The sequence below is a fragment of the Paenirhizobium cremeum genome, from assembly GCF_047553425.1.
In the GTDB taxonomy this organism is placed as follows: Bacteria; Pseudomonadota; Alphaproteobacteria; order Rhizobiales; family Rhizobiaceae; genus Allorhizobium; species Allorhizobium cremeum.
This window is the reverse complement of the sequence record NZ_CP180217.1, coordinates 866255-889250: the sequence shown is the minus strand read 5'-3', so window position 1 is coordinate 889250 and position 22996 is coordinate 866255. Positions and strand designations below refer to the sequence as shown.

Here is a 22996-nt window from a genome sequence, read left to right as displayed (position 1 = left end):
TACAAACGGGGCGCCGAAGACCCGATCTTCGGCGCCCCGCGGTCAGTCAGTGCCGAGGGGCATCAGCCCTGGTTGATCGGAAGGGCCACGAAGCGGCTGCCGTTGTCCGATTCGATCTGGAACAGCGCCTTGGTGCGTCCGTCCTTCTTGGCCTGGTCAATCACCTTCATCACGTCGGCCGCCGAGGCGACCGGCTGGTTGTTGACGGAGGTGATCTTCTCGCCGGCCTTCATGCCCTTGTCGGCGGCGTCGGAGTCCGGATCGACATCGATGATCGACAGGCCCTTGCCATCTTCAGCCGGAGCAACGGAGATGCCCATGTTGGCGAGCGCCTGCTCGGTGGCCGGAGCCTGGCTGCTGCCCTCGCTTCCTTCGCCGGCGAGCGCCTGCTCGCTCGGCAGGGTGCCGAGATCGACCTTGACGGAAACCGCCTTGCCTTCACGCCACAGGGATACGTCGACCTGGGTTCCAGGTGCGAAGGCAGCGATACGGCGGGCGAGATCGCGGGGGTCCTTGACCGGCTCGCCGTTGACGGCGGTCACGACGTCGCCCTGCTTGATGCCGGCCTTGTCGCCCGGCGAACCGGCCTGCGGCGAGACAACCAGCGCGCCGCTCGCTTCGGACAGGCCGAGCGAGTCGGCGATATCCTGGGTCACCGGCTGGATCTGAACGCCCAACCAGCCACGCTGCACGCTGCCGCCTTCCTTGAGCTTTGCGATCACGTCCTTGGCGACCGATGCCGGGATGGCGAAGGCGATACCGACATTGCCGCCGGAAGGCGAGAAGATGGCGGTGTTGATGCCGACCACCTGGCCGGCCAGGTTGAAGTCCGGGCCACCCGAATTGCCGCGGTTCACGGCGGCGTCGATCTGGATGTAGTCGTCATAGGGGCCGGAGCCGATATCGCGACCACGGGCCGAGATGATGCCGGCCGTCACCGTTCCGCCGAGACCGAAGGGGTTGCCAACGGCAACGACCCAGTCGCCGACGCGCATCGCCTCGTCATCGGCGAAGTCGACATAGGTGAATTTCTGCTTGGGATTGTCGACCTTGAGCAGCGCGAGGTCGGTGCGGCTGTCCTTGCCGACCAGCTTGGCATCGAGTTCCTTGCCGTCGTTCATCACGATGGTGAAGGCGGCGCCGTCGTCGACGACGTGGTTGTTGGTGACGATGTAGCCGTCTTCGGAGATGAAGAAGCCGGAGCCCTGCGAGGTCGGGCGCAGGCGGCCCTTGCCTTCCCGGTGTTCACGCGGGCCGGCATTCGGACCGCGGTCCCTGCCGTCCGGGCCGGGCATGCCGAATTCCTTGAAGAAGCGCTTCAGCGGATGGTCGTCGGGAAGATCGTCGAAGCCGCGCCCGCCGAAGTTGAACGAGAAGTTGCTCTCGTCGGACGTGTTCTGGACGTTGGACTGAACGCGGACGGAAACGACGGCCGGCGAAACGGCGGCCACGACGTCGGCGAAGCTCGGAACCTGTGCGGCCTGAACCTTGACGGCTTCCGCGTAGGCCGAATTGACGGCGACCGGAAGAGCGCCGGCCAGCATCAGCGCGGCAAGGCCGGCAGCGGTCGAGTTCTTCAGGATCGTCTTGAGGTTGGAGCGACCGTTCTTTTCAGACATGGATGTTACCTTCATCTGTTCTTCTTGCTGGAGACCGGGAAAACCCGGCGGGAAGCGGTGGATGAAGGAGATATAGGCCGCGTCACCTTACTGCGAACTGTACGGAGGATGAAAACTTGGTAATCTTTCCGAAAGGCCCGAAAACGCGATGTCACGCGCGGGCCGGACGGCCTCCGTCACTCGTCGAGCAGCTTGCCGAGACGTGCTTCCTCGTCGGCGGAAAGCTTCTGCGGAACGGGTTTTGCCCGGCCGCGGGCATAACCGAAAGCAACGCCGAGACCGATGACGAAGAGCACTCCGGGAAGCCCCCAGAGCAGCAGCGTGTGCATGGACAGGCGCGGTTTCAGCAGCACGAATTCGCCATAGCGCGACACGACGTAGTCGATCACCTGCTGGTCGCTGTCGCCGTTGACGATCCGCTCGCGCACGAGGAGCCGCAGGTCGCGGGCAAGCTCGGCATTCGAATCATCGATCGACTGGTTCTGGCAGACCATGCAGCGCAATTGCGCCGAAAGATCCCTCGCCCGCTGCTCGAGCTTCGGGTCGGGCAGGATTTCGTCCGGATTGACGGCCAGCGCCGGAAGGGGGGCAAGGAGGAGAAAAATCAGAAGGAATGAAGCAAGTCCCCCTCTGGCCTGCCGGCCCTCTCCCCCACGAGGGGGGAGAAAACGCGCGGCAAGGTCTTGCGCCCACCCTGACAGCCAAGTGAGGCGGTTAAGCCCCTCCCGCTTGTGGGAAGGGGTTGGAGAGGGGTTTATCCGAGAAGAAGCTACCGTCCTCATTCCGCCGCTCCCAGCGCCGCCGGTGCCACGACCTTGGCTGCCCGCTTCGGCACACCGACCCGCAGGCGGCGGTCGGAGAGCGAGACGAAGCCACCGACCATCATGATGAGCGCGCCGTACCAGATGCAGAGAATATAGGGCTTCCACCAGACGCGGACGACGATGCCGCCGTCGTCCATCGGATCGCCGAGCGAAACATAGAGCTGGCTGACGAGGTTGAAGGTGCGGATGCCGGCTTCCGTCGTCGGCATGCGCCGCGCCGTGTAGAGCCGCTTGGAGGACCAGAAATCGCCCTTGTCGACGCCGCCCTGGCGGATGGTGAAGTGGCCGCGATCCTCGGTGTAGTTCGGCCCGACAGCCTGCTTCATGCCGTCGAAGGTAATGGTGTAGCCGCCGGCCTCGGCCACCATGCCGGGCTTCATCTCGAGGACGGTTTCGGTCTCGAAGGTGGTGACGGCAACGATGCCGAGCACGGTGACGCCGAAGCCGAGATGGGCGAGCGCCGTGCCGATCGCCGAGCGCGGCAGGCCGTTCAGACGGCCAAGGGCGACCTTGAACGGCACCTTGCCGAAGGCTGAGCGATACCAGAGATCGGAAAGCGCCCCGAAAACCAGGAAGAAACCGGCGGCAAGCCCGAACACGGCCAGCACCGGTCCGCCGTTTTCGACGTAGTAGACGAGGATGGCGAACAGGAAGGCGATGACAGCGGCCGCGAACAGCCGCTGCATGGCGCCGAGCAGATCGCCACGCTTCCACGCCAGGAGCGGCCCAAACGGCACGGCCACCAGAAGCGGCGTCATCAGAAGGCCGAAGGTCAGGTTGAAGAACGGCGCGCCGACCGAAATCTTTTCGCCCGTCAGCGTTTCGAGCAGCAGCGGATAGAGCGTGCCGATCAGCACCGTGGCGGTCGAGACCGTCAGGATGAGGTTGTTGAGAACGAGCGCCCCTTCGCGCGAAATAGGCTGGAACAGGCCGCCCGCCTTCAGCATCGGCGCACGAAGCGCAAACAGCGTGAAAGCCCCGCCGATGAAGAGCGTCAGGATACAGAGAATGAAGATGCCGCGGCTCGGATCGGTGGCGAAGGCATGCACCGAGGTCAGAACGCCCGAGCGCACGAGGAAGGTTCCGAGCAGAGACAGCGAGAATGTCAGGATGGCAAGCAGTACGGTCCAGATCTTCAGCGCATCGCGCTTTTCCATGACCAGCGCCGAATGCAGAAGCGCCGTGCCTGCAAGCCAGGGCATGAAGGAGGCGTTTTCGACCGGGTCCCAGAACCACCAGCCGCCCCAGCCGAGTTCGTAATAGGCCCAGTAGGAACCCATGGCGATGCCGGCGGTGAGGAAGGTCCAGGCGGCGAGTGTCCACGGCCGCACCCAGCGGGCCCAGGCCGCATCGATCCGTCCGTCGATCAGGGCTGCGACGGCGAAGGAGAAACAGACCGAGAAGCCGACATAGCCGAGATAGAGGAGCGGCGGATGGATGGCGAGGCCGACATCCTGCAGTACGGGGTTCAGATCCTTGCCTTCCGCCGGCACCGGCGAAATGCGGATGAACGGGTTCGAGGTCAAAAGGATGAACAGGGTGAAGGCCGTTGTAATCCAGCCCTGCACGGCCAGCACATTGGCCTTCAGTCGTTCCGGCAGGTTCCGCCCGAAGAAGGCGACGAGGGCGCTGAACAGGCTCAGGATCAGCAGCCAGAGCATCATCGAGCCTTCATGATTGCCCCAGACGCCCGAGAAACGGTAGATCGCCGGCATCAGCGAATGGGAATTCTCCCACACGTTCTGCAGCGAAAAGTCGGAGACCATATAGGCCCAGGTCAATACGCCGAAGGAGAAGACGACCAGCGCGAATTCCGCCAGCGTGCCGGTGACGGCGACCGACATCAGCGCCTTGTCGCCCTTTCGCGCGCCGATCACCGGAAGCACGGACACGATTAGCGCCGTCGCCAGCGTCAGCACCAGGGCATAGTGTCCGAGTTCGATAATCATTGGGTCTTCCCCTCGCCTTCCCAGACGCCGTCCTTCTTGAGCCGGTCGGCGACTTCCTTCGGCATGTAGTTCTCGTCATGCTTGGCAAGCACGCTGTCGGCGACGAAACCGCCGGAGGTGTCGAAGACGCCTTCGGTCACCACGCCCTGTCCCTCGCGGAAGAGGTCCGGGAGGATGCCGGTATAGGTGACGGGCACCGTGCCGGTCCCGTCGGTGACGGAGAACTTGACGGTCGAGCCTTCCCCGCGGACCACCGATCCCTCGGCCACGAGGCCGCCGAGACGGATGCGGGTGCCCGGGCCGACGGCCGTCTTTTCGAGGTCCGCGGGCATGTAGAAATAGGCGACCGACTGGCCGAAGGCGAACATCATCAGCAGCACGGCTGCGATGATGAAGCTCATGCCGCCGGCAATGACGGCCAGTCTCTTCTGCTTGCGGGTCATTTCAGTGCCTCCTCAACCGGCAGGCCGAGTTCCCGGGCCATGGCGATCAGTTGCTTGCCTTCCGCCCCGTCGGCGGGGAAGGTAGCAAGTCCGTCCTTCAATGCGCCGACCGCGCGTTCCGGTTCCTTGAGCATCGCATAGGAGCGCACGAGGCGCATCCATCCCTCGAAGTTCTTCGGGTCTTGCTTGAGCTTGGCGTCCAGGCTTTCCACCATGCCGCGGATCATCGCCATGCGGTCGCCGGCGGACATGTCCTGGGCGGCCGCCACCTCGGCCTCCGTCGGATTTCCGGGCGCCGCCGGTGCGGCTGCGGGTGCTTCGCCGCTGTTGGCGGCGATGTGCTGGCTGACCAGAGGCACCCACGGCGCCTGCTTGGGCGAGGCAGCCAGAAGCTTTTCGAAGGCGGCCTTCGCCTCCGCCCGCTTGCCCGCCTGTTCGAGCGCCAGCGCCAGATAGAATTCGGCGCGCGGATTGTTGGCATCGAGGCGCAGCGCCTCCTCGAAGGCCGAGCGGGCATCCTCGGTGACAATACCGCCATTGCCCGCCACAAGCACTTCGCCGAGACCGCTCATCCTCGCCGGGTTAGGCCCGAGAAACCGGATTGCATTGCGGTAGGCGAGTTCGGCGTCGCCGATGCGTTCGCTCTTGAAATAGATCGGCGCCAGCACATCCCAGCCCGCCCCGTCATTGGGATTTTCCGCCAGGTGACGCTCGGCCTTGGCGACCAGAAGCTCAAGATTGTTGCCGGGGTTTTCCAGCCGCTCGGCAAGCGGCGCCGAAGGAGTACCGGGACTGCCGGTCAGCAGATAGAGCCCGAGCCCGATCGCGGGAAGACAGAGGATGACGAAGGCTTGCGCCAGCGGATGGCGGCTCTTTCGAACGGCCTTCGCAGCGTCGGCCTGCGGCTTGCCCGCGGACACGGACAGCAACCGGCGTCCGATCTCGGCGCGGGCATAGTCGGCGTCTTCGGCGGAGATCAGCCCAAGGCCCTTGTCGCGCTCGAGTTCTCGCAACTGGTCGCGGTAAACGGCCGCTTCTCCGCTGTCGTCATCCGGCTCCGCGACCGACTCCTTGAGCAGGGGCAGCAACAGGACGACGGCGACGGCAACCGTCAGGAGAGCGGAAATGATCCAGAACAGCATGGCGCCCAATTACTTCAAGCCGAAGCTCATTCCAACAGACAAACGGCCGATGACGCAAAGTTGAGGCGTTTGGCCGCAAGCCGAGCAGTAAGGGAGAGAACGCCAGCAAGCCTTGACTTATGTCAAGGGCGTCCAGGTGCCGTCGCTGTTGCGGCAGGCCGCGCCCCTCGCCTCGATCTGCTTGCCGTTGTCTACCAGCTTGTGGGTATATTGGCGGCAGTTCTGCTGGCCGACCTGATAGGGCGCCGCCGCGACCACCTGCCCGCTGACGCCGTCGCTCGTCCAGGCCACCGGCTGGCCGCCGGGAGCCGCCTCCAGCGCGCGGTATTCGGCTTCGAGCGCCCGCTGACGCTCGCTATTGGAAAGCTTGACGCCAGACCGCGACACAATGCCGCCCTGCAGCGCAGAGATATAAAGGGCCGAGGCGTCCGCCTTGCCCGACGACACGAGGCCGCCGCGCGATCCCCCTGTTGTGGAGCAGCCGGTCAATGCCAGCGCCGTCAGCGCCGCCAGCGCCACCGAACGAATGCGCGTATCTCCCATCGATCCAGCCCAGGTCTCGTCGAAACATCCGATTGTCACGTCAATCCTCGCTCTGCTGCGGCATGCACATGGCATCTTTATGGCCGGCATTGTTTTTTCATGGAAAATATCGATCATGCAGTGTCTCTTGTCACGGCCGGCAGCACAAGTCTCGCCTTCAATCCGCCGATTTCCGCACGGGAGAGGCCGAAAGCCCCCTGATATTCGCTGGAAATCTCCTTGACGATCGAAAGGCCGAGTCCGGTTCCCGGCTTGCTCTCGTCCAGCCGCTTGCCGCGCTTCAATGCCTCGCCGATCTGGTCCGGCTTCAGCCCCGGCCCGTCGTCGTCCACGGTGACCTCGATCCAGTTACGCCGGGAGGCGTCGGTTCCGCCCGCGCCGGAATCGGTATGCACGGCGCGCACTGTGACCAGCTTCTTGGCGAAGCGCGCCGCGTTTTCGAGAAGGTTGCCCACGGTTTCCTCGACATCCTGCTGCTCCATCGCGAAGATCAGCCCCGGAGCGACGCTGAGGCGGAATTCGGTCTCGGGATTGAGCCGCCGCATGACCCTGACGAGGCGTTCGAGCACCGGCTCCGCCTCGGTACGGGCAAGCACCGAGTCCCTCTGGGCGGCGATGCGGGCACGGTTGAGATAGGAGGTCACCTGGCCCTGCATGGCCTCGGCCTGGCTTACCACCACCTCGCCATGGGTCTTGTCGAGCGTCCTCGCCTCGTTGAGCAGGACGGCGATCGGCGTCTTCAGCGAATGGGCGAGATTGCCGACCTGCATGCGGGCGCGCTCGACGATGCGCCGGTTGCTGTCGATCAGCGCGTTGATCTCATTGGCGAGCGGCTGGATCTCGCGCGGAAACTCGCCTTCGATGCGCTCCGCCTCGCCGCCGCGGATCTTTTCCAGCGCCCGCCGCGCCCGGTCGAGCGGTTTCAGGCCGTAGAGAATGGCAAGGCCGTTGACCACGAGCCCGCCGAAGCCGAACAGAGCGAGAGCTGCATAGAGCCTGGTCGAGAAGAAGGAAATTTCCTCCTCGACCACTTCGAGATTGCCGGAAACGCGAAAACGCGCCGCGCGCCCCTCGCCGTCGAGCACGACCTCGGTCTCGGCCACCCTCAGCCGGTTTCCGGCGGCGTCCTCCATCGGATAGAAGCGCTCGTAATGCTCGTCGAAGGGATATTCCTCCAGCCCCGGCACCGGCAGGTTGGCCATGCCGAGCGAGGTGGAGGCGAGCGGGGCCGCGCCATAGCTGCCGAGCGGCTCGACCAGCCAGTACCAGCCGCTTTCCGGCTGGGAAAAGCGCAGGTCACCGAGTGCCGGACTGCCGGCGAGGCTGTTGCCGTCGCTCACGGAGACCGAGTTGATGACGTTGTAGAGCTGGGCGCGCAGCAGGTTGTTGAAACCGCGTTCGACACCCTGCCGATAAAGGGCCGAGATCACCACGGCAATGGTCACGAGCGCCGCCGCCGACCAGAGCGTCGCCAGCAGGAGAACCCTTGCCGTGAGGGATTTCAGCGCCATTTCAGGGCGCTTGGATGCGGTAGCCGAGACCCCGCACCGTCTCGATCATGTCGATGCCGATCTTCTTGCGCAGCCGTCCGACAAAGACCTCGATGGTGTTGGAATCGCGGTCGAAATCCTGGTCGTAGAGATGCTCGACGAGTTCGGTGCGCGATACAACCTCGCCCATGTGATGCATCAGGTAGGAGAGCAGCCTGTATTCGTGCGAGGTCAGCTTCAGCGCCACGCCGTTGACGGTTGCCTTGGAACTCTTGGTGTCGAGGCGGATCGGGCCGCAGACGATTTCCGAGGAGGCGTGACCCGCCGCCCGGCGGATCAGCGCGCGGATGCGTGCCAGCACTTCCTCGACATGGAAGGGCTTGGCGACATAATCGTCGGCGCCGGCGTCGATGCCGGCCACCTTGTCGCTCCAGCGGTCGCGCGCGGTCAGGATCAGCACCGGCATGACCCGGCCCGCCGCCCGCCATTTTTCGAGAACGGTGATGCCGTCCATTTCCGGCAGGCCGATATCGAGGATGACGGCGTCGTAGGGCTCGGTATCGCCGAGAAAATGCCCCTCCTCGCCGTCCATGGCCTTGTCGACAACGTAGCCTGCTTCCTGCAGCGCCTCGACGAGCTGCCGGTTGAGATTGACATCGTCCTCGACGACGAGAATGCGCATCAGATTTGCCCCCTGCCTGCCTGCATCCGTCCCGGCACGGTCCTGTGCCGGGACGGTCCATTGTTCGAAAGCTCGGTTATTCCGAAACCTGCATCGTGACCTTGCGTGGACGCTCGTTGCCGTTGCCGGGCACGAGCACGGTGATGATGCACTGACCACCGGACTGGCGGACGGAAAGAAGCTGCCCGCCGATCTCGGAGACCGCCCTTGCGGCCGCCGCACGGCAATCGGTTCTTGCGCGGTTGTTGTCGTCCTGCGACTGAACGAGCACGGGGGCCGGCGTCGTGGCATCGGACGCGAAATAGGGCCACGAGGGAACCGCGAGGCCCGCCGCCAGACCCGTGATGACCATCAGTGATGCCATAGCTAATTCTTCCGGACTACTTTTACTGTTGCCCGATTATGTATCGCATGACGTCTGAATGGCAAATGAATGCTGGTTACGATCAGTTCATCTTGCGTGTTTCGATGCCCTGCGTGGCCTTCAGGCGTCCGTAGATCGCAAGCAGGCCGCCGAGCGCGCCGGCGGCGGAAACCGCGATATCGGCAAGCTGCAACTGGTCGGCGGCAGTGAGTTCGAAGCCAGCAAGCCGAAGCGTCGAAGCCCCGATTGCAATCAGCGCGCCCCACACCGTTTTCGACTGATACCATTGTTTCAGGTCGTTCATGTCATGCTCCTTTTTGCTGCTTGGTTGATTGTTTTCGGTTGTTCGCTATCCGGCCGCTCCATCGAAAAAGGCCCGACCGACCTCCGTCATGCCGGACTTGATCCGGCATGACGGCTGCATGGGCATCACCCAACCGTCACCGCCGCCTCGGCAGCGACACCCGCCGCCAGCCGCCCGATCTGCCGGACGCGAAACCTGAGCGACGTCTGCGCCACCCCGAAATCGGCAAGCTCCAGCGCCCGTGGATAGATCCAGTGCGCCTCATCGGCCTCCGCGGTGCGCACCACTGCATCCCCGTCGAGGATTTCGATCCGATAGGCCTCCTCCGCCTCATCGAGCGGAATGTCGGCACCCAACCAGTTGTCGGCGTCGACGCGACCGCGACGCACCCAGCCGAGTGCGATATCGCCCTCCGGCGCTCTCGCGGCCCGAAGGTGCACCGGCGCGAGAGGCGTTTGCGCCCTCGTGCCGCCGGCAAAGACGAACGGTCCCCTGGCCGGTCCCGCTCCGCCCACGGCTTCCGCGATATAGTTGAGCGCCAGCCCCGCCTCCTCTCCGGCAAGGCCGACCGGCTTCACCGCCTCGTCCAGCAGCACGACCGCCGCGCCTTCCTCGGCCCCCGCCGCCATCGCATCCTCCGTGCCGGCAAGACCGCGCAGCAGGGCAGTCAGTCGCCAGCGTCCCGGAGCAACCTCTTTTGCGTCGGCAAAGGCGAGGACTTCCCAGCTCCCGCCGCTCGAGCGCACCGCCAGCCGGTTCGCGCCGTTCAGCACTGCGAGCCGGCTTGCCGAGGAAAGACCGCCGAAGGAAAGCGTCACGTCCAGCGTCCGCGCCATGTCGAAGCGCCCCGAGACGCCGGGCAGCAGCGGAGCGGTCAGCACGCCCATGGTCGCCGGGCGTTCGAGAACGGTGCGCAGCCCATAGCCTTCCGCCTCGGCGGAGGCGGATATCGCGATGCGCCGCCATGGCCGGCAGAAGCCCGCGACCCGCGCGAAGCCCGCCGCCTCTCCCGCCGCGTATTGCGGCAGGTCCATGAAGGCGAGAAGCGGTGCAAAGCCCGCCGATGCCGGATTGTCCGGAACGCGCCCGTCCGCCGTCGAGACCCTGCGCGCGGATGTCGCCGCCGCCACCTCCCGCAGCGTCAGCCGCCGAGCCGCACCGTCGTCGATCTCCTCGACAAGAAAGCGTCCTGTAGGTCCCTCGGGAAAGGCCAGGATATCCCCTGGCTGCACCTCGATTTCGCCCGGTCCGAGTGAAAGTTCCAGCCGCCGACGCCCGATACGGTGGTCGCGCAGCATGGATTCCGCTGCCGCGAGCGCCGTTTCCTCGGGAATGACGGCCGCGAAATCGCGGGCGAGCTGGCGCGTCGTCGCTGCTTCCACCCGGCGCGAGCGAACGCTCGCCTCGGCGTAATCGGCCGCCGGGTCGTAGAAGGTCAGCATCGCTTCGGCGGCGAAATCGCTGTCATGGCCGCGCGTTTCCCGCCAAAGCGGTTCGTCCTCGATATCGGCAAGAACCGGCATTGCCGTTGCGGCCAGCCCGGCGGCCGCCCGCGAACGGAAACGCAGGACGGCGCCGTCCTCGATCACGTCGATCAGGAAGGCCTCGGCCAGCGGCTCGATCAGGCCGCGGGCGGAAGCCAGGTCGCCCTGCACATAGCCGCCGAGATCGCCTGCCACTTCCGACACGTCGTAGTCGTAAAAACCGTGGTCGTCGAGGATTGCGGCGAGCGTATCGGCAAGTGTCGCCGTGCCCAGCCGCCCGTTCAGCCAGTGGCCCGTCCGCCAGTTGCCGCCATCGGCCCAGAGCCCGGTGTCGAGCGGAAAGGCCGGCTGCGGCCGCGCATCCCAGCACCAGAGAAACAGCCTTTCCGGATCGACCATGCCGGCCGGCGCGCCCGTGCCCTGCCAATACCCCAGATGCGCTTCCAGAAACCGCCGCTGCTGGCTGTCGGCCCTCAGCCCTCCCGAAAAATGCGGCAAGGCGCTTTCCGCCGATTTCGGATCGACGAAGACATTCGGCTGGTTCGCGCCCTTGTCGATTGCCGGACAGCCGAGTTCGGTGAACCAGACCGGCTTCATCCCCGGCGTCCATGCCGTCGGCAAAGCTTTCTCCGCACCGTTCACCCTGTCGTAGTGCCGGTTCGCCCACCAGCCGGCGATATCCTTGTAGCGGAAGACCCAGGGCTTGCCGGCCAGCCCGTCGGTAATAGGCGTGCGGATGCGCGCGGCCCGGTCGGCATCGCTCGCATAATACCAGTCGAAGCCCTCGCCGCTGGCAATCTGCACGGCCATCGCCGATGCATCGTCGGGCGTGGCAAAACCATCGGGATTGCCGGCCTCCAGATCGCCGTCGCGCCAGTCGGAGAGCGGCATGTAATTGTCGATGCCGACCGCATCGATCGCGGGGCTGGCCCAGAGCGGATCGAGGTGGAAATGGACGTTTCCCGTCCCGTCCTGCGGATGATGGCCGAAATATTCGCTCCAGTCCGCGCCATAGGTGATCTTCGTGCCGGCCCCGAGGATCGCCCTGACATCCGTCGCCAGTTCCACCAGCGCCTCGACGAAGGGAAAGGCGTCCGCCCCGTCCCTCAGCGTCGTCAGTCCTCGCAGCTCCGAGCCGATCAGGAAGCCGTCGACGCCGCCGGCCGCCTTGGCCAGCAACGCATAATGCAGCACCAACCGGCGATAGCCCTCGTCCGCGCCGGCATAGGCGACGGCGGTTCCCGACACCGTGAAATCATTGGCCTCAGCCGAACCGTGGAAGGCCTCGACCGCTGCCCGCACGGCGGCGGTCCGGTCGGGAGAACCGGTCCGTCCCGGCGCCGGATGGCAGGTGATGCGCCCGCGCCAGGGATAGGGCGCCTGTTCCGCGCCGCCATAGGGATCGGGCAGGCCGTTGCCGGCCGGCACGTCCATCATCAGGAAAGGATAGAGCGTCACCTTCAGCCCGCGCGCCTTCAGATCCCTGATCGCCTCGACCACGCTTGCATCGTCGGGCGTGCCGCCATAGGCGGGTCCGCCCTCGTGGCGGCTCACCAGCCGCGCCTCATCCCGGCCCATGCCGCAGACACGCCACGTCCGGCTTTCGTCGTCGCGGGAAGAGACCTCGACGCCCGGCACCACCCGGCATTCGCCGGCCCTCAGATCGGTGCCGAACCAGCTCACCACCAGCGCCACGTTTTCGAGATTCGGGCAAAACGCCTGCAATTCGTCGATCGAGGCCTGCCAGTCGGTCGGCGCTGTCAGCGTATTGCGGTTGAGGATGCGCTCCTCGCCGTCCCCTGTCTTTTCCGAAACAGCCGTTGCAGCATAGCCGTGCTCGGTCGCACCCGGAATGATCGTCACGGCGCGGATATCCCTTTCCAGCCTGCCGACCGGACGGATCACCTCGAACTGCAGCAGCGGAATGCGGTTGCCGAAATCGTCGAGCGGCAGCCGTTCGAACACCACATAGGCAAGTCCGCGATAAGCAGGCGCATTGCCCGCCCCCTGCTTCGCATCGATCAGCGGATCGGCAAGCTGGCTTTCCGACCCCGGATAGAAGCGCATCTCCAGGCCGGTCAGGTCGATTTCCTGCCCGTCGGCCCACACCCTTCGGATCGCCGCCACCGGTCCTTCGCACAGTCCGAAGGCGACATTGGCGAAGTAGCTGTAGGTCTTCACCCGCGTTCCCGTCGCCTTGCCGCCGGCGCGTTCGGTGGTCACCTCCTCCTCGAAGCGCGTCGCCCAGATCAGCGTGCCGCCGAGCCTTGCTGTGCCGTAAAGCCGCGGGATCGCCGTTCCCTCCGAGGCCCCCGGCAGTCTCGCCGCCGAGAGACGCGACCCCGTCACCGTCGAACCGCCGATCAGCATGCGGTCGACAGCGCTGCCGGCAAGCGCGCCGGCGGCCCGGCCGATCACAGCGCCCAGCGGGCCGAAGACGGAGCCGAGTGCCGCGCCCGCCGCCTGGAAAAGAATGGTCGCCATGGAAGGACCTCAGAGAATGTCGGGAAAACGAAAGACGCCGGCGACCCGCCGTCTCCACGCCGGCACCAGCGCCGAGCGGATCACAGCCGCCTGCTCATAGGCATGGATGAAGTGGTCGGGACCGGCGAGAATGCCGGCATGCTTGGCGGCAAATTGCGGACGGAAGCGGAAGACCAAGAGATCGCCCGCTTCTGCTTCCGCAAGACTTGAAACGGGCACGAAATGCCTCATGGCGGCATCGAGCAGCCGCTCCTTACCCGCCCTTTCCGCCCAATCCGGCGCATAGGCCGGCACTACCTCCGGCTCTTCGCCGTAAAGATCGCGCCAAACGCCGCGCACCAGCCCGAGGCAATCGCAACCGATCCCCGCCGCCGATCCCTGATGACGATATGGCGTGCCGATATAGCGCCCGGCCGCAGCCAGAACGCGGTTGCCGATCTCGGTCATGGTAAATTCCTTGATTGAAAGCGTAAGGGATTGCCACTCATCCCGCTGCCGGCACCTTCTCGCCGTTTACTGTCAGGCGATGGATAAGGAACGCGCGGCGTTGCGGCATTCTTAACCCTCCCCCTTGTGGGGAGGGGTCCGCAGGACGCAGGCGGGAGGGGTTTTGATGCGGAGCGAAGGCCCCTCCCCAACCCCTCCCCACAAGGGGGAGGGGCTCAGGCGCATCGCCCGATGTCATCAATACGCGATCGCCCCATATCACCTACGGGGTGCGAAACGTTCAGCTTGGCGAACCAGCCTCACTCATAAAGCACGCTCCCGTCATGCAGGCTCTCGCCCTTCACGTAGGAATAGGCGAAGTCGCTGCCCGGCATATGCGGAAAACCCCGGAAGTTCATGGCATTGGAAAACCGGTCGCGACAGGTGGAAAACGCCTTGTCGCAACCGATGGAAACGGTCACCGCATCCCCCGCCTCCGGCAATCCCTCCAGCGGCAACCAGAGTCTGAGCCGCACCCCGCCCGTCGCCGCCTCGCTGTCCTCCACCTGAACGGAGAGGCCGGCATTGGGACCGGTATCGAAAACCAGCCGGCCGAGCCGGAAATGCCCGTCCCCGACGCTTGCCGACAGCGCCACCACGATCCGGTCCCGGCTCTCGACTGCAACCACCGTCCCGGAAAGCCGCCGCCCGCCCGCCGTCATGTCGATGCCGCAGCGACCGTCGCCGAGGCTCGCGTCGCAGCGGCGATTGTAGATCCGCCCTTTTTCCTGCGACAGCCGGTGGGCGAAACTCCTGAGTTCGGCGGTAAAGGCCTCGCCGGCCCGCGAGACCTCGCCGATTTCCTTCACGGACACCAGCAGGTGCTGCGCCTCCGGTTCCTGCCAATTGACGAGGAAAACCTCCACCCGTGCGCCATCGTAGCACCCGGCCGCAAGGTCGGCCTCGGTGATCGCCTCGCTGGAGAAGCCGCCGGTCACCTCCGCCGCCGGCGCCGCCATGCCGCCCGTTTCCCGCGCCTCGCTCGCGATAAAGCCGCTCGCCGCCCGGAATGTCGTGCCGGCAAACACCAGCGGATGGTCATGCTCGGTGAAACCCAGCGCCACGCCATCGCGGCGCGTCACCCGCCAGGCGCGGCAGAGCGTCGTCACACCGCCCTCGATATGGGCGGCCAGCGCTTCCGGTATCTTTCTCATGGCAGGATCTCGATCAGCGGAATGGTCGGAATGCGACCGGCCCGGAAGGCCTCGAGGTTGAGATCGATGCGTTCGGCATCGAAGCGCACCGGCACGTCGAATTCGAAGCCCGCCTGTACCAGCGCGCCGGACTGAGGAATATAATCCTCATCGATGACAACAAGACCGGTCGCCGCATCACAGGTGAAGGCGGAAGCCGGGAGTTCAACGCCCTCGACCGCAAGCCGCACGGTTCCCACCACCGGCTTGGCGATCACCCGCCGCCATTCGCCCGCCACATCCCCATAGGTCTTCGCAAGCTGGAAGGTCACGGTCTCGCCGTCCCCCTCGCCGATCACCTGGTCGAAGGGCGTTACCGCCCGGTCGGGCGCGCAGGATTTCCCGTCCACCGGATCGCGGAAGCGAAAGCCGTGAAGAGCGCCGCCCCGCGCCTCGAAGAAGGACAGCACCTCGTAAAGGTCCGCCACCGAGCGCATCCCGGACCCCGCATCGTAAGCGCGCCGGCTGTCGCGCCAGCGGCGGTTGCGCGCCTCCCTGCCGTTCGACAGGTTGACAATGTCGGTGCGCCGCACCGGCCCGCCCGTCACGTTGAACGACAGGCGCAGCGGAAACCGCACCTCGTGAAAGCCGTCTACCATCGGCATGCCTCCTTACAGATTCCGCCGGCCGCGCCCGACCGAGCGTGCCAGCATCGCGGTGATCTGGCCTTCGCTGCGGGCGAAGCTCGCCGCATCCGTCGCCGTCACGTTGAAGTTGATCTGGGTCGTCCCGCCGCCGGCCGCAGCGACCCCGAGCGAACCGTCGGCCGCGCGCCTCAGCGGCAGGATCGCCTCGGACCCCGCCTCGCCCATCAGGCCGAGATCGCCGCCCAGCGGAAAATAGGTCGGCGCGGAGACCACGCCGCCCGTTGCAAACGGCGTCACCCGTCCCGGCACGCCGCCATCGGCAAAGGGCAGGATGGAACCGAACCCCGCCGTCAGCGACGAGATCAGCCCCGAGGTCAGCGTCGAAAGCATGGTTTCGAGCGGCTTCAGCCCGGAGGCCAGCGCCACGTCGGAAAGCCGCAGGCCCAGCGATCGCAACGTATCGTCGAGCCCCTTGCCGCCGATGGTGGCGCTCTTCAGCGCCCCGGTCAGCGCCCGGCCGAAACTCGCCGAGCGGTTTTCAAGATCGTCAAGCGCCTTCAGCGCCGCCGAAGCATCCAGCTCGACCGCAAACGAAAGACCGTCGTCATTCATGGTTGAATGCTCCTTTGAACAAAACGGAGGCGAGTTCGATACGTTCCGCACCGTCATGCCTGTGCTCGTCACAGGCACCCAGCCAGCCCAAGTCCTTGGGCCGAAAGACCCTTTCGGCCTCTCATCCGCCTGCGTCCTACGGCACCTTCTCCCCGCAAGCGGGGAGAAGGTTAGGGTCAGAGTGAGGGGCAGGGACAGTTGGGGTTAGGTGCAGACTCGTGGCAGATAAACGAAACCCATCCCCTCAATCCGGAAAGGCCCGCATCAGCATCTCCAGCCCATCCCGCCTCAACCGCGCAGGCCGCGGCGCAAATGCACCCGTCATCGCCGCAAACTCGACGAGGCTCAGCTCCCAGAAACGCGTCGGATCTAGCCGCAGGCGGCAAAGGCCGGTGTCGAGCACCGCCCCCCAGGGGAAGGGACGCGCTCCCGCCCCGCCGCCTGCGGCTCTCAAGGGTCCTGGCAAGGGTCCTGGGAGGACTTGCCGGACCCGTCGATCGTCCTGCTCGCCTCATCAGGGGCAAATGTCAGCGTCAGCAGTTCGCGCACCACCGCGGCGGCACCCGCCACGCCCCCCTCGACCGCCATGCAGCCCACGTCCTCGTCGCTGAAACGGTTGCCGCCGCCGCGCAGGCCCGCGGCGATGATGCTCATCAGATCCGCCGCCTTCAGCCGCCCGCTGGAAAAGCGCTCGGCAAGCCCTGCCAGGCTATCGGCCTGAAACATCGTTTCCAGCTCGGCCAGCGCGCCGAGCGTCAGGCAGAGAATGCGGCGCTCGCCGTCGATCACCGCCTCCACCTCGCCGCGCCTGCGGTTCGCCCTGAAGACCGAAGGCGCAAGATCGCCCGCGCCCCGCATCAGAGCGCCCCGAAGGAAAGCTGTCCCGCCGATTCCAGCGCCAGTTCGAAAGTCACCTCGCCGTCATGCGCGCCGGCATATTCGAGCGCGGTGATCTGGAAGAGGCCAGTCACAGTGCCGAAGTCGGGAATGACCACCTGCCACGAGACAATCTCGCCGGCGAAGAAAGCCGAGCGCACCCGCGCGTCCGAGGCCTGGTCCTTGAACAGGCCCGCGCCGGACAGCGAGGCGCGCTGCACGCCGGCTCCGGCCAGCAGTTCCCGCCAGCGTCCGGCGCTTTCCCCGTCGGTCACGTCGACCGTCTCGGCATTGAAGGCGAGCCGCTTCGAGCGCAGCCCGGCGACAGTCATGTATGCGCTTCCATCCAGAACCTTGAGCAGCAGGTCCTTGCCCTTCTGTGCGACCATGTCGGTTTCCTTCTCTTGTCCGTTCGTTCCGTGGATTTTCCGGGAGGCTCGCCGGTTGCCCGCGACTTAGGAAAGCCGTAGAGGAAATGGCCCCTCCGGAATTTCTTCATGTCGTCTTCGCGCCTCCGCCTCATCGCCCTGCTCGCCGTCAGCCAGATCGCCGGCTGGGGCGTGAGCTTCGACATGCCCGGCGTCTTCGGCCGGCGCATCGCCGCCGATCTCGGCATGTCGAACGAGATGGCCTTTGCCGGCCTCACGGTGATGATGCTGGTTTCGGGTTTCGCCGGTCCGCTGGTCGGACGGCTGCTGAAACGTCATGGCGCAGCCCGCGTCCTTGCCGCCGGTTCGCTTGCCTTCAGCGCCGGCCTGTTCATGCTTTCGATAGCGCAGGGTCCGGCAAGCTATTTCGCCGCCTGGCTGGTCATCGGTTTCGGCGGCGCCTTCGGACTGTCCGTTCCCTGCTATGCCGCCGTCGTCGAGCGCGAAGGTTCCGATGCCAAGCGCAGCATCGGCCTTCTGATGATCTTCACCGGTCTATCGGCAACTTTCGCCTGGCCTGCGCTTAGCTTCTTCGGCGATCTCTATGGCTGGCGGCCTACGCTCATGGGTGCTGCCCTCCTGCATCTGCTGCTGCTCGCGCCGCTGCATCTCTTCGGCCTGCCCCCGCCATCGGATGGCAATGCGGAAGGACAGGCCTCGGCGGATCGGGAGCCGCTCGCGCTGTCGCCCGACCAGTCCCGCCTCGCCTTCCGGCTGATCGCGGTCATCACCATCACCTTCAGCCTGCTCACCCTCGGCCTCGCCCCGTCGCTCCTCGAGCTGCTGCAGCAGTCCGGCGCATCCGCCGCCGTCGCCCTGCAGCTCGGTTCGCTCAGGTCAGTGCTCGGCATCGCTGCCCGCGCCGTCGATACGCTGGCCGGCAGGAAGGCCTCGCCGCTATTTTCCGGCAAGATCGCCTGCGTGCTGATGTTCATCGCCATGCCGGTGCTCGCGCTCTCCGGCGGCGCCACCCTGCCGCTCTTCCTGTTCATCGCGCTTTATGGCTTCGGATCGGGCATCTCGGCGCTGTCGCGGGCGCTCCTGCCGCTCGGCTTCTTCTCCGCCAGCCGCTATGCGCAGCTTTCGGCGCAGTTGTCGCTGCCGGCCAATCTCGCCATGGCGATCGCGCCCGTCATCGTCACGTTCCTCATCGATCGCGGCGGTCCCAATGCCGTGCTCGCCTATTGCGCGGGCCTCGCCGTCATCTCGCTCGCGGCCTTCTTCAGCCTGTCCCGTATCGAAAAACGCGCCGGCTCAACCGGCTGATACAAGCGGTTCCAGAACGGCCCGGAACTGCACTTCGGCGACGAAAAGCGTCGTCTTCGGCTCACGCCGGCTGATGCTTCCCCGGTGGACAAGGCTCACCAGCGCATGACCCGACACATCCAGCGACGCGTCATGCAACAGCCTTCGCACTGTCCCGGCGATCTCTTCCGCCTCGCGCCGGCCAATCTTCGACCAGGCTTCCAGCGTCAGCAGGATTTCCACTCCGTCCTCGCTCGCGGTCGAGAAATCCCGCGTCTCTGCCTCACCGATCACCAGCGCGGGAAGCGGCAGACCCGCTACGCGCCGGTCCCGGATGCCGTCCGCGCCGATCAGGGCAAGGAGCGCCGCATCGGCCATTAGCCGTGCATGGATCGCCTTCAGCAGTTCATTAACCGGGTTGGCCATGGCTTCCGCCCTCCGTCGTTTCATCGGTCGCCCCGCCACCGCGGCCAGCCCTGGACGTCGGCTCGCCGCTTTCGCGAAGTTCCATCGACCGCCGGACAAGGCGTGCCGAAAGCGCCCGCGACAGCGCGGTCTTGAGATCGCCGCCCGTCAGGCGGATCGCGGCCTTCATCGCCCTTCCTCCCTGCAGCGGCAGGCGAGATAGCGGCCGCTCTCGTCGGGATCGCGCACGCTTTCCACCGTGAAATGCCTGAGACCCTTCACAAAGCGCATGCCGGAGACGAGGTCGCCACGCCGGCGCACCCAGATGTCGTGGGTGATCTCCACCGTCTCGGCGCCAGCCCGTTCCTCGACCTTTGCGGCAAGCGGCGTGACCAGCGCCCAGACGCTGGCAACCGCCTCGAAAGCTTCCGTCGCTCCGCCCTGTCCGTCGGAGACCGGCACGGGACGTTCCAGCACCAGCCGGGCGCTGAGCCGTCCGGGGTCGAAATCGGCAATCCCCATGGTCAGAGCCTCCGCCGGCAATAGGGCGCGATCAGCCGTTCGTAGCCCGCCGGCATCGCCGCCGGCTGGTCCTCCAGCGAGACCGCGCCGCGCACGGAAAACATCAGGGCGACATGGGAGAGCATCGCCCGTTTCAGCGTGCCGGGCACGTCTGCGCCGGTGTCGCCGAAACCGGCGATGAAATCGATCTCGATGCCGTTGATCGCGCGGCCCGGCGCCGGCGTCTCGCGAAGCCACAGCCGCGCCGGGCGGCTGTTGCCCTCCAGCAGGTGATCGTCGAGCGACACGGGGGACGGCTCTCCCGCCTCGTCGTAGACGGTCACGGTCTCGATTGCTCTGACGGGGCCACGTTCGATGCGGATCACGCCATCGTCAGGCCAGCGGTCGAGCGCCAGCCGGAACCCCTGCGTCATCAGCGCAAGACCAGTCTCGCGTTCGAGATGCTCGCGGGCCACCGTAATCAGCCCCTCGATCAGCGCATCCTCGTCGTCGATATCGACCCTGAGATGCGCCTTCGCCTCGGCCAGCGTCACCGGCTCGCCCGCGGGCGGCACGGTCGGGATATAGATCATGAATGTCTCCTGTTTGGTGGGCGGAGGTCGGATTGGTGGGCAGAGGCCGGCACCCGTTTGAAACGAAGGCACGGGGCGGCTGTGTGGAGCCCCTCCCCCTTGTGGGGAGGGGTTGGGGAGGGGTCTTTGCCCCGAATAAAAACCCCTCCCGCCTGCGTCCTGCGGACCCCTCCCCACAAGGGGAAGGGTTAGGAATGCCGAACCGCGTCCATTCCCTCTTCCCGTTCACGGAGGGGCTGAAGGACGGGGACACGCCCCCATCCGCCCCATCAGTTCGCCGAGAACTTCACCAGCTTGATCGCCTCGAAGTTCTGCACCCCGCCGCCGACGCGCTTGGTGGTGTAGAACAGGACGTAGGGCTTGGCCGAATAGGGGTCGCGCAGAACGCGGACCCCCACCCGGTCCACCACGAGGTAGCCGGCGCGGAAGTCGCCGAAGGCGATCGAGGTCGCGCCGGCGGCAATCGCCGGCATGTCCTCGGCCTCGGCCACCGGGAAGCCCATCAGCGAGGCCGCCTCACCTGCCTTGGCCGGTGGCTGCCAGATGTAGTTGCCGTCGGCATCCTTGAACTTGCGGATCTGCCCCTGCGTCTTGCGGCTCATCAGGAAGCTTGCATTCTGGCGATGACCGGCCTTCAGCGCATAGACCACGTCGACCAGCACGTCCGAGGCACCGGCGGCGGAAAATGCGCCCGCGGCCCCCGTCGCCACATAGCCGATCTTGCCCCATTCCCAGGCGCCATCGGCCACCTGATCGTAGGAAAGCAGCCCCTTCGGCTTGTTCACGCCGTCGCCGGTCACGAAGGCCGTGCCCTCCTGCTCGGCAAAGGCGATATCCACCTCGCCGGCGATCCAGGCCTCGATATCGACCGCCGCATCGTCGAGCAGCGCCTGGCTTGCGGCCGGCATGGCGTAGAGCTCCATGGTCGGGAAGGAGAGTTCGGCAAGCTGGGCCGTTGCCGTCTGCGGCCGCGCCGCGGTCTCCGACACCCAGCCCGCCGTCATGCCGGCCGGCGAGAAGGGCTTTTTCAGCACCGAACCCGAAACCTGCCTGACGGTCGCCAGCGCACGCACCGGCGAGACGACGGAAAGCCGGCGGCCGATCTCGCTGTCGGTTTCCGGCGGCACCAGATAACCGCCGTCGGCGGGCGCACCCGCGCTCATCGCCTTGGCTTCCAGTTCGCGCAGGCCGCTTTCGTCGCCACGGCGGATATAGGCGTCGAAGGCCGCCTTGTGCTCGGCCGCCTCGATCTCGCCTGCCCCGCCTCGGGAAAGCGACGGACGCATCTTCTTCAAGAGCATCTCGTCGATCATCCGGCTCTGGTCGTCCATCGCCTTGTTGATGCGCTCCACCTTGTCGCGGGTCACGACGTCGGAAACGAGCTTTTCCTCGATTTCCGAAAGCCTGCGGTCGTTGACCTCCTTGAACGCCTCGAAAGCGCCCATGAAGTCCTCGAAGGCCGCCGTCACGCCGTCCGGAACGGCCTTCACTTCCGGGGCCACTTCCCGAGGCAGCCCATGCTTTGCCGGCTGCTTGTCATGCATGTTTTCCATTCTCGTCATCCTTTCCTGAAGACACTCGTCGCCATTGCCCGCGCTGCCCGACGCATGGCGCGGACGAGCTCGGTTTCCCTGTCGCGGTAGAACCGCGCATGTTTCACGTTCGAGACCCGTGCCGCCGGCAGCATGGGGAAGGTCACCACCGAGATCTCCCAGAGATCGGCCTCGAGGATGCGGCGCACGCCGCTTGCCCTGTCGGTGCGGGCGCGCACGGTGCGAAAACCGATGGACAGCCCGTCCAGCGCGCCGGATTTCATCAGCGCATGCACCTCGCGGGCGCGCGCCACGCCAGGAGAAAGCACGCCCTCGACATAAAGGCCGCGCTCGTCCTCGCGGATCACCGTCCATGTGCCGATCGGTTCGGCCGGATCGTGCTGGAAGAGCATCCGCACACCGGCGGCACCGCGCGCCCTCAGCGATTTCGAAAAGGCTCCGGGCTCTATCGTGTCACGGCCGAGGTCCACCTCGCCGAACAGGCTGGCATAGCCGGAAAAACTGCCGTCACCGGAGACACCCTTCAGCGTCAGGTTGGCACGGGTATGGGTCAGCGAAGGCTGTTCGCGCTTCGGCGTCATCGTCCTACTCCTCGTCATGGAATGATGTGTTTGGTCCGGCCGCCGATGAGGCTCCTCCCCGTCATGCCGGACGTGTTCCGGCATCCAGCAGCGCGATGTCCATCGCGCGAAAGACTCTCTTGCGATCAAGGACTTGATCGCACTGGATCTCGGCTCAAGGCCGGGATGACGGCAGTGGGAGAAGCGTCACGGCGGAGCCGATGAAGATGCCTGCCGTGTCGCGGTCAGGGTTCGCCCGGCCGGCCGCCATAGCGCTGGGCCAGCCGCGCCAGCACGCCGAGCGCCCACCAGGCCGAAAGGCTTGCGGCTGCCGCCCCCGCCAGCATGGTCTCCTGCGGCGAGAGGCTTGCGGCCACGTCGAGCTTGCGCACCAGCCACAGCCCAACAGGTCCGCCGAAGATCAGGCCGCAGGCAACGCCGGTCAGGAAGCGGGTCGCCGCCTCGCGATTTCCCTTAGGCAGGAGATAGACGAGCGAGATCGCCGAGCCCGCGACCGCGCCGATCAGGCGGGCGGCGGAAACGCCGCCGTCGTGGCTGAAGTCAGTCATTTTTAATCTCTCGCAGCTAGGATGAAATCGGACCGGCCGCACGATCCCGCCAGGATTTCG

26 protein-coding genes are annotated in these 22996 nt (G+C 65.9%); 1 reads left to right on the top strand and 25 read right to left on the bottom strand.

Annotated elements, in window-relative coordinates:
• Nucleotides 1–62 precede the first annotated feature (62 nt).
• The 18 genes from ACLBKR_RS04375 to ACLBKR_RS04290 form a co-directional block, all read right to left on the bottom strand.
• A complete protein-coding gene (locus ACLBKR_RS04375; protein ID WP_414900777.1) occupies nucleotides 63–1619 on the bottom strand; it encodes a Do family serine endopeptidase in 1557 nt (518 codons plus the stop codon).
• A gap of 176 nt (nucleotides 1620–1795) precedes the next feature.
• A complete protein-coding gene (locus tag ACLBKR_RS04370; protein WP_244711962.1) occupies nucleotides 1796–2227 on the bottom strand; it encodes a cytochrome c-type biogenesis protein CcmH in 432 nt (143 codons plus the stop codon).
• 170 nt (nucleotides 2228–2397) lie between these two features.
• Nucleotides 2398–4392, bottom strand: a complete 1995-nt coding sequence (locus ACLBKR_RS04365) for a heme lyase CcmF/NrfE family subunit (RefSeq protein ID WP_414900775.1) — start codon at nucleotides 4390–4392, stop codon at nucleotides 2398–2400.
• Complete coding sequence (gene ccmE / locus ACLBKR_RS04360; RefSeq protein WP_112827450.1) at nucleotides 4389–4835, bottom strand: cytochrome c maturation protein CcmE; 447 nt, start codon at nucleotides 4833–4835, stop codon at nucleotides 4389–4391. The genes ACLBKR_RS04365 and ccmE overlap by 4 nt, the downstream gene beginning before the upstream one ends.
• The gene (ccmI, locus tag ACLBKR_RS04355) at nucleotides 4832–5977 is read right to left on the bottom strand and encodes a c-type cytochrome biogenesis protein CcmI (protein WP_113338860.1); all 1146 of its coding nucleotides are present in this window, start codon (nucleotides 5975–5977) and stop codon (nucleotides 4832–4834) included. The genes ccmE and ccmI overlap by 4 nt, the downstream gene beginning before the upstream one ends.
• A gap of 117 nt (nucleotides 5978–6094) precedes the next feature.
• The gene (locus ACLBKR_RS04350; protein ID WP_112827491.1) at nucleotides 6095–6520 is read right to left on the bottom strand and encodes a hypothetical protein; all 426 of its coding nucleotides are present in this window, start codon (nucleotides 6518–6520) and stop codon (nucleotides 6095–6097) included.
• Between the two features lie 113 nt (nucleotides 6521–6633).
• Nucleotides 6634–8031 (bottom strand): ATP-binding protein, encoded by a 1398-nt coding sequence (locus tag ACLBKR_RS04345; RefSeq protein WP_113338861.1) that lies wholly within the window; start codon nucleotides 8029–8031, stop codon nucleotides 6634–6636.
• Between the two features lies 1 nt (nucleotide 8032).
• Complete coding sequence (locus ACLBKR_RS04340) at nucleotides 8033–8692, bottom strand: response regulator transcription factor (RefSeq protein WP_112827453.1); 660 nt, start codon at nucleotides 8690–8692, stop codon at nucleotides 8033–8035.
• Between the two features lie 76 nt (nucleotides 8693–8768).
• The gene (locus ACLBKR_RS04335; protein ID WP_112827454.1) at nucleotides 8769–9056 is read right to left on the bottom strand and encodes a hypothetical protein; all 288 of its coding nucleotides are present in this window, start codon (nucleotides 9054–9056) and stop codon (nucleotides 8769–8771) included.
• 82 nt (nucleotides 9057–9138) lie between these two features.
• Nucleotides 9139–9360: a hypothetical protein gene (locus tag ACLBKR_RS04330; RefSeq protein WP_112827455.1), complete on the bottom strand. Its 222-nt coding sequence runs from the start codon at nucleotides 9358–9360 to the stop codon at nucleotides 9139–9141.
• 125 nt (nucleotides 9361–9485) lie between these two features.
• Nucleotides 9486–13328 carry a baseplate multidomain protein megatron gene (locus ACLBKR_RS04325; protein WP_414900770.1) on the bottom strand — a complete coding sequence of 1281 codons (3843 nt, stop codon included), beginning with the start codon at nucleotides 13326–13328 and terminating at the stop codon, nucleotides 9486–9488.
• Nucleotides 13329–13337: 9 nt separating this feature from the next.
• Complete coding sequence (locus ACLBKR_RS04320; protein ID WP_113488149.1) at nucleotides 13338–13775, bottom strand: NlpC/P60 family protein; 438 nt, start codon at nucleotides 13773–13775, stop codon at nucleotides 13338–13340.
• A gap of 299 nt (nucleotides 13776–14074) precedes the next feature.
• The gene (locus ACLBKR_RS04315; protein ID WP_113488169.1) at nucleotides 14075–14968 is read right to left on the bottom strand and encodes a DUF2163 domain-containing protein; all 894 of its coding nucleotides are present in this window, start codon (nucleotides 14966–14968) and stop codon (nucleotides 14075–14077) included.
• Complete coding sequence (locus tag ACLBKR_RS04310) at nucleotides 14965–15606, bottom strand: TIGR02217 family protein (RefSeq protein WP_414901727.1); 642 nt, start codon at nucleotides 15604–15606, stop codon at nucleotides 14965–14967. Before ACLBKR_RS04310 ends, ACLBKR_RS04315 begins: the two co-directional genes overlap by 4 nt.
• A gap of 12 nt (nucleotides 15607–15618) precedes the next feature.
• Entirely contained in the window at nucleotides 15619–16206 is a 588-nt protein-coding gene (locus ACLBKR_RS04305) for a phage tail tape measure protein (protein WP_113488170.1), read from the bottom strand.
• A 244-nt stretch (nucleotides 16207–16450) separates the two neighbouring features.
• The gene (locus tag ACLBKR_RS04300; protein ID WP_414901725.1) at nucleotides 16451–16609 is read right to left on the bottom strand and encodes a phage tail assembly chaperone; all 159 of its coding nucleotides are present in this window, start codon (nucleotides 16607–16609) and stop codon (nucleotides 16451–16453) included.
• A 47-nt stretch (nucleotides 16610–16656) separates the two neighbouring features.
• A complete protein-coding gene (locus ACLBKR_RS04295) occupies nucleotides 16657–17064 on the bottom strand; it encodes a gene transfer agent family protein (protein ID WP_113448311.1) in 408 nt (135 codons plus the stop codon).
• Entirely contained in the window at nucleotides 17064–17471 is a 408-nt protein-coding gene (locus ACLBKR_RS04290) for a phage major tail protein, TP901-1 family (protein WP_112831351.1), read from the bottom strand. Before ACLBKR_RS04290 ends, ACLBKR_RS04295 begins: the two co-directional genes overlap by 1 nt.
• Before the next feature lie 108 nt (nucleotides 17472–17579).
• On the opposite strand from ACLBKR_RS04290, the gene ACLBKR_RS04285 reads away from it, so the two are divergent.
• Nucleotides 17580–18776, top strand: a complete 1197-nt coding sequence (locus ACLBKR_RS04285) for an MFS transporter (protein WP_113488173.1) — start codon at nucleotides 17580–17582, stop codon at nucleotides 18774–18776.
• Here ACLBKR_RS04285 and ACLBKR_RS04280 read toward each other — a convergent pair.
• The 7 genes from ACLBKR_RS04280 to ACLBKR_RS04250 form a co-directional block, all read right to left on the bottom strand.
• A complete protein-coding gene (locus ACLBKR_RS04280) occupies nucleotides 18765–19181 on the bottom strand; it encodes a DUF3168 domain-containing protein (protein WP_113488174.1) in 417 nt (138 codons plus the stop codon). The genes ACLBKR_RS04285 and ACLBKR_RS04280 overlap by 12 nt on opposite strands.
• Entirely contained in the window at nucleotides 19165–19350 is a 186-nt protein-coding gene (locus ACLBKR_RS04275; RefSeq protein WP_113488175.1) for a hypothetical protein, read from the bottom strand. Before ACLBKR_RS04275 ends, ACLBKR_RS04280 begins: the two co-directional genes overlap by 17 nt.
• Nucleotides 19347–19682: a phage head closure protein gene (locus tag ACLBKR_RS04270; protein ID WP_113338873.1), complete on the bottom strand. Its 336-nt coding sequence runs from the start codon at nucleotides 19680–19682 to the stop codon at nucleotides 19347–19349. Before ACLBKR_RS04270 ends, ACLBKR_RS04275 begins: the two co-directional genes overlap by 4 nt.
• A gap of 2 nt (nucleotides 19683–19684) precedes the next feature.
• The gene (locus tag ACLBKR_RS04265) at nucleotides 19685–20254 is read right to left on the bottom strand and encodes a head-tail connector protein (protein WP_113338874.1); all 570 of its coding nucleotides are present in this window, start codon (nucleotides 20252–20254) and stop codon (nucleotides 19685–19687) included.
• Between the two features lie 269 nt (nucleotides 20255–20523).
• Nucleotides 20524–21807: a phage major capsid protein gene (locus tag ACLBKR_RS04260; RefSeq protein WP_414900764.1), complete on the bottom strand. Its 1284-nt coding sequence runs from the start codon at nucleotides 21805–21807 to the stop codon at nucleotides 20524–20526.
• A 5-nt stretch (nucleotides 21808–21812) separates the two neighbouring features.
• Entirely contained in the window at nucleotides 21813–22388 is a 576-nt protein-coding gene (locus tag ACLBKR_RS04255) for an HK97 family phage prohead protease (RefSeq protein ID WP_113338875.1), read from the bottom strand.
• A gap of 224 nt (nucleotides 22389–22612) precedes the next feature.
• Nucleotides 22613–22936: a DUF6107 family protein gene (locus ACLBKR_RS04250; RefSeq protein ID WP_113338876.1), complete on the bottom strand. Its 324-nt coding sequence runs from the start codon at nucleotides 22934–22936 to the stop codon at nucleotides 22613–22615.
• Nucleotides 22937–22996: the final 60 nt, after the last annotated feature.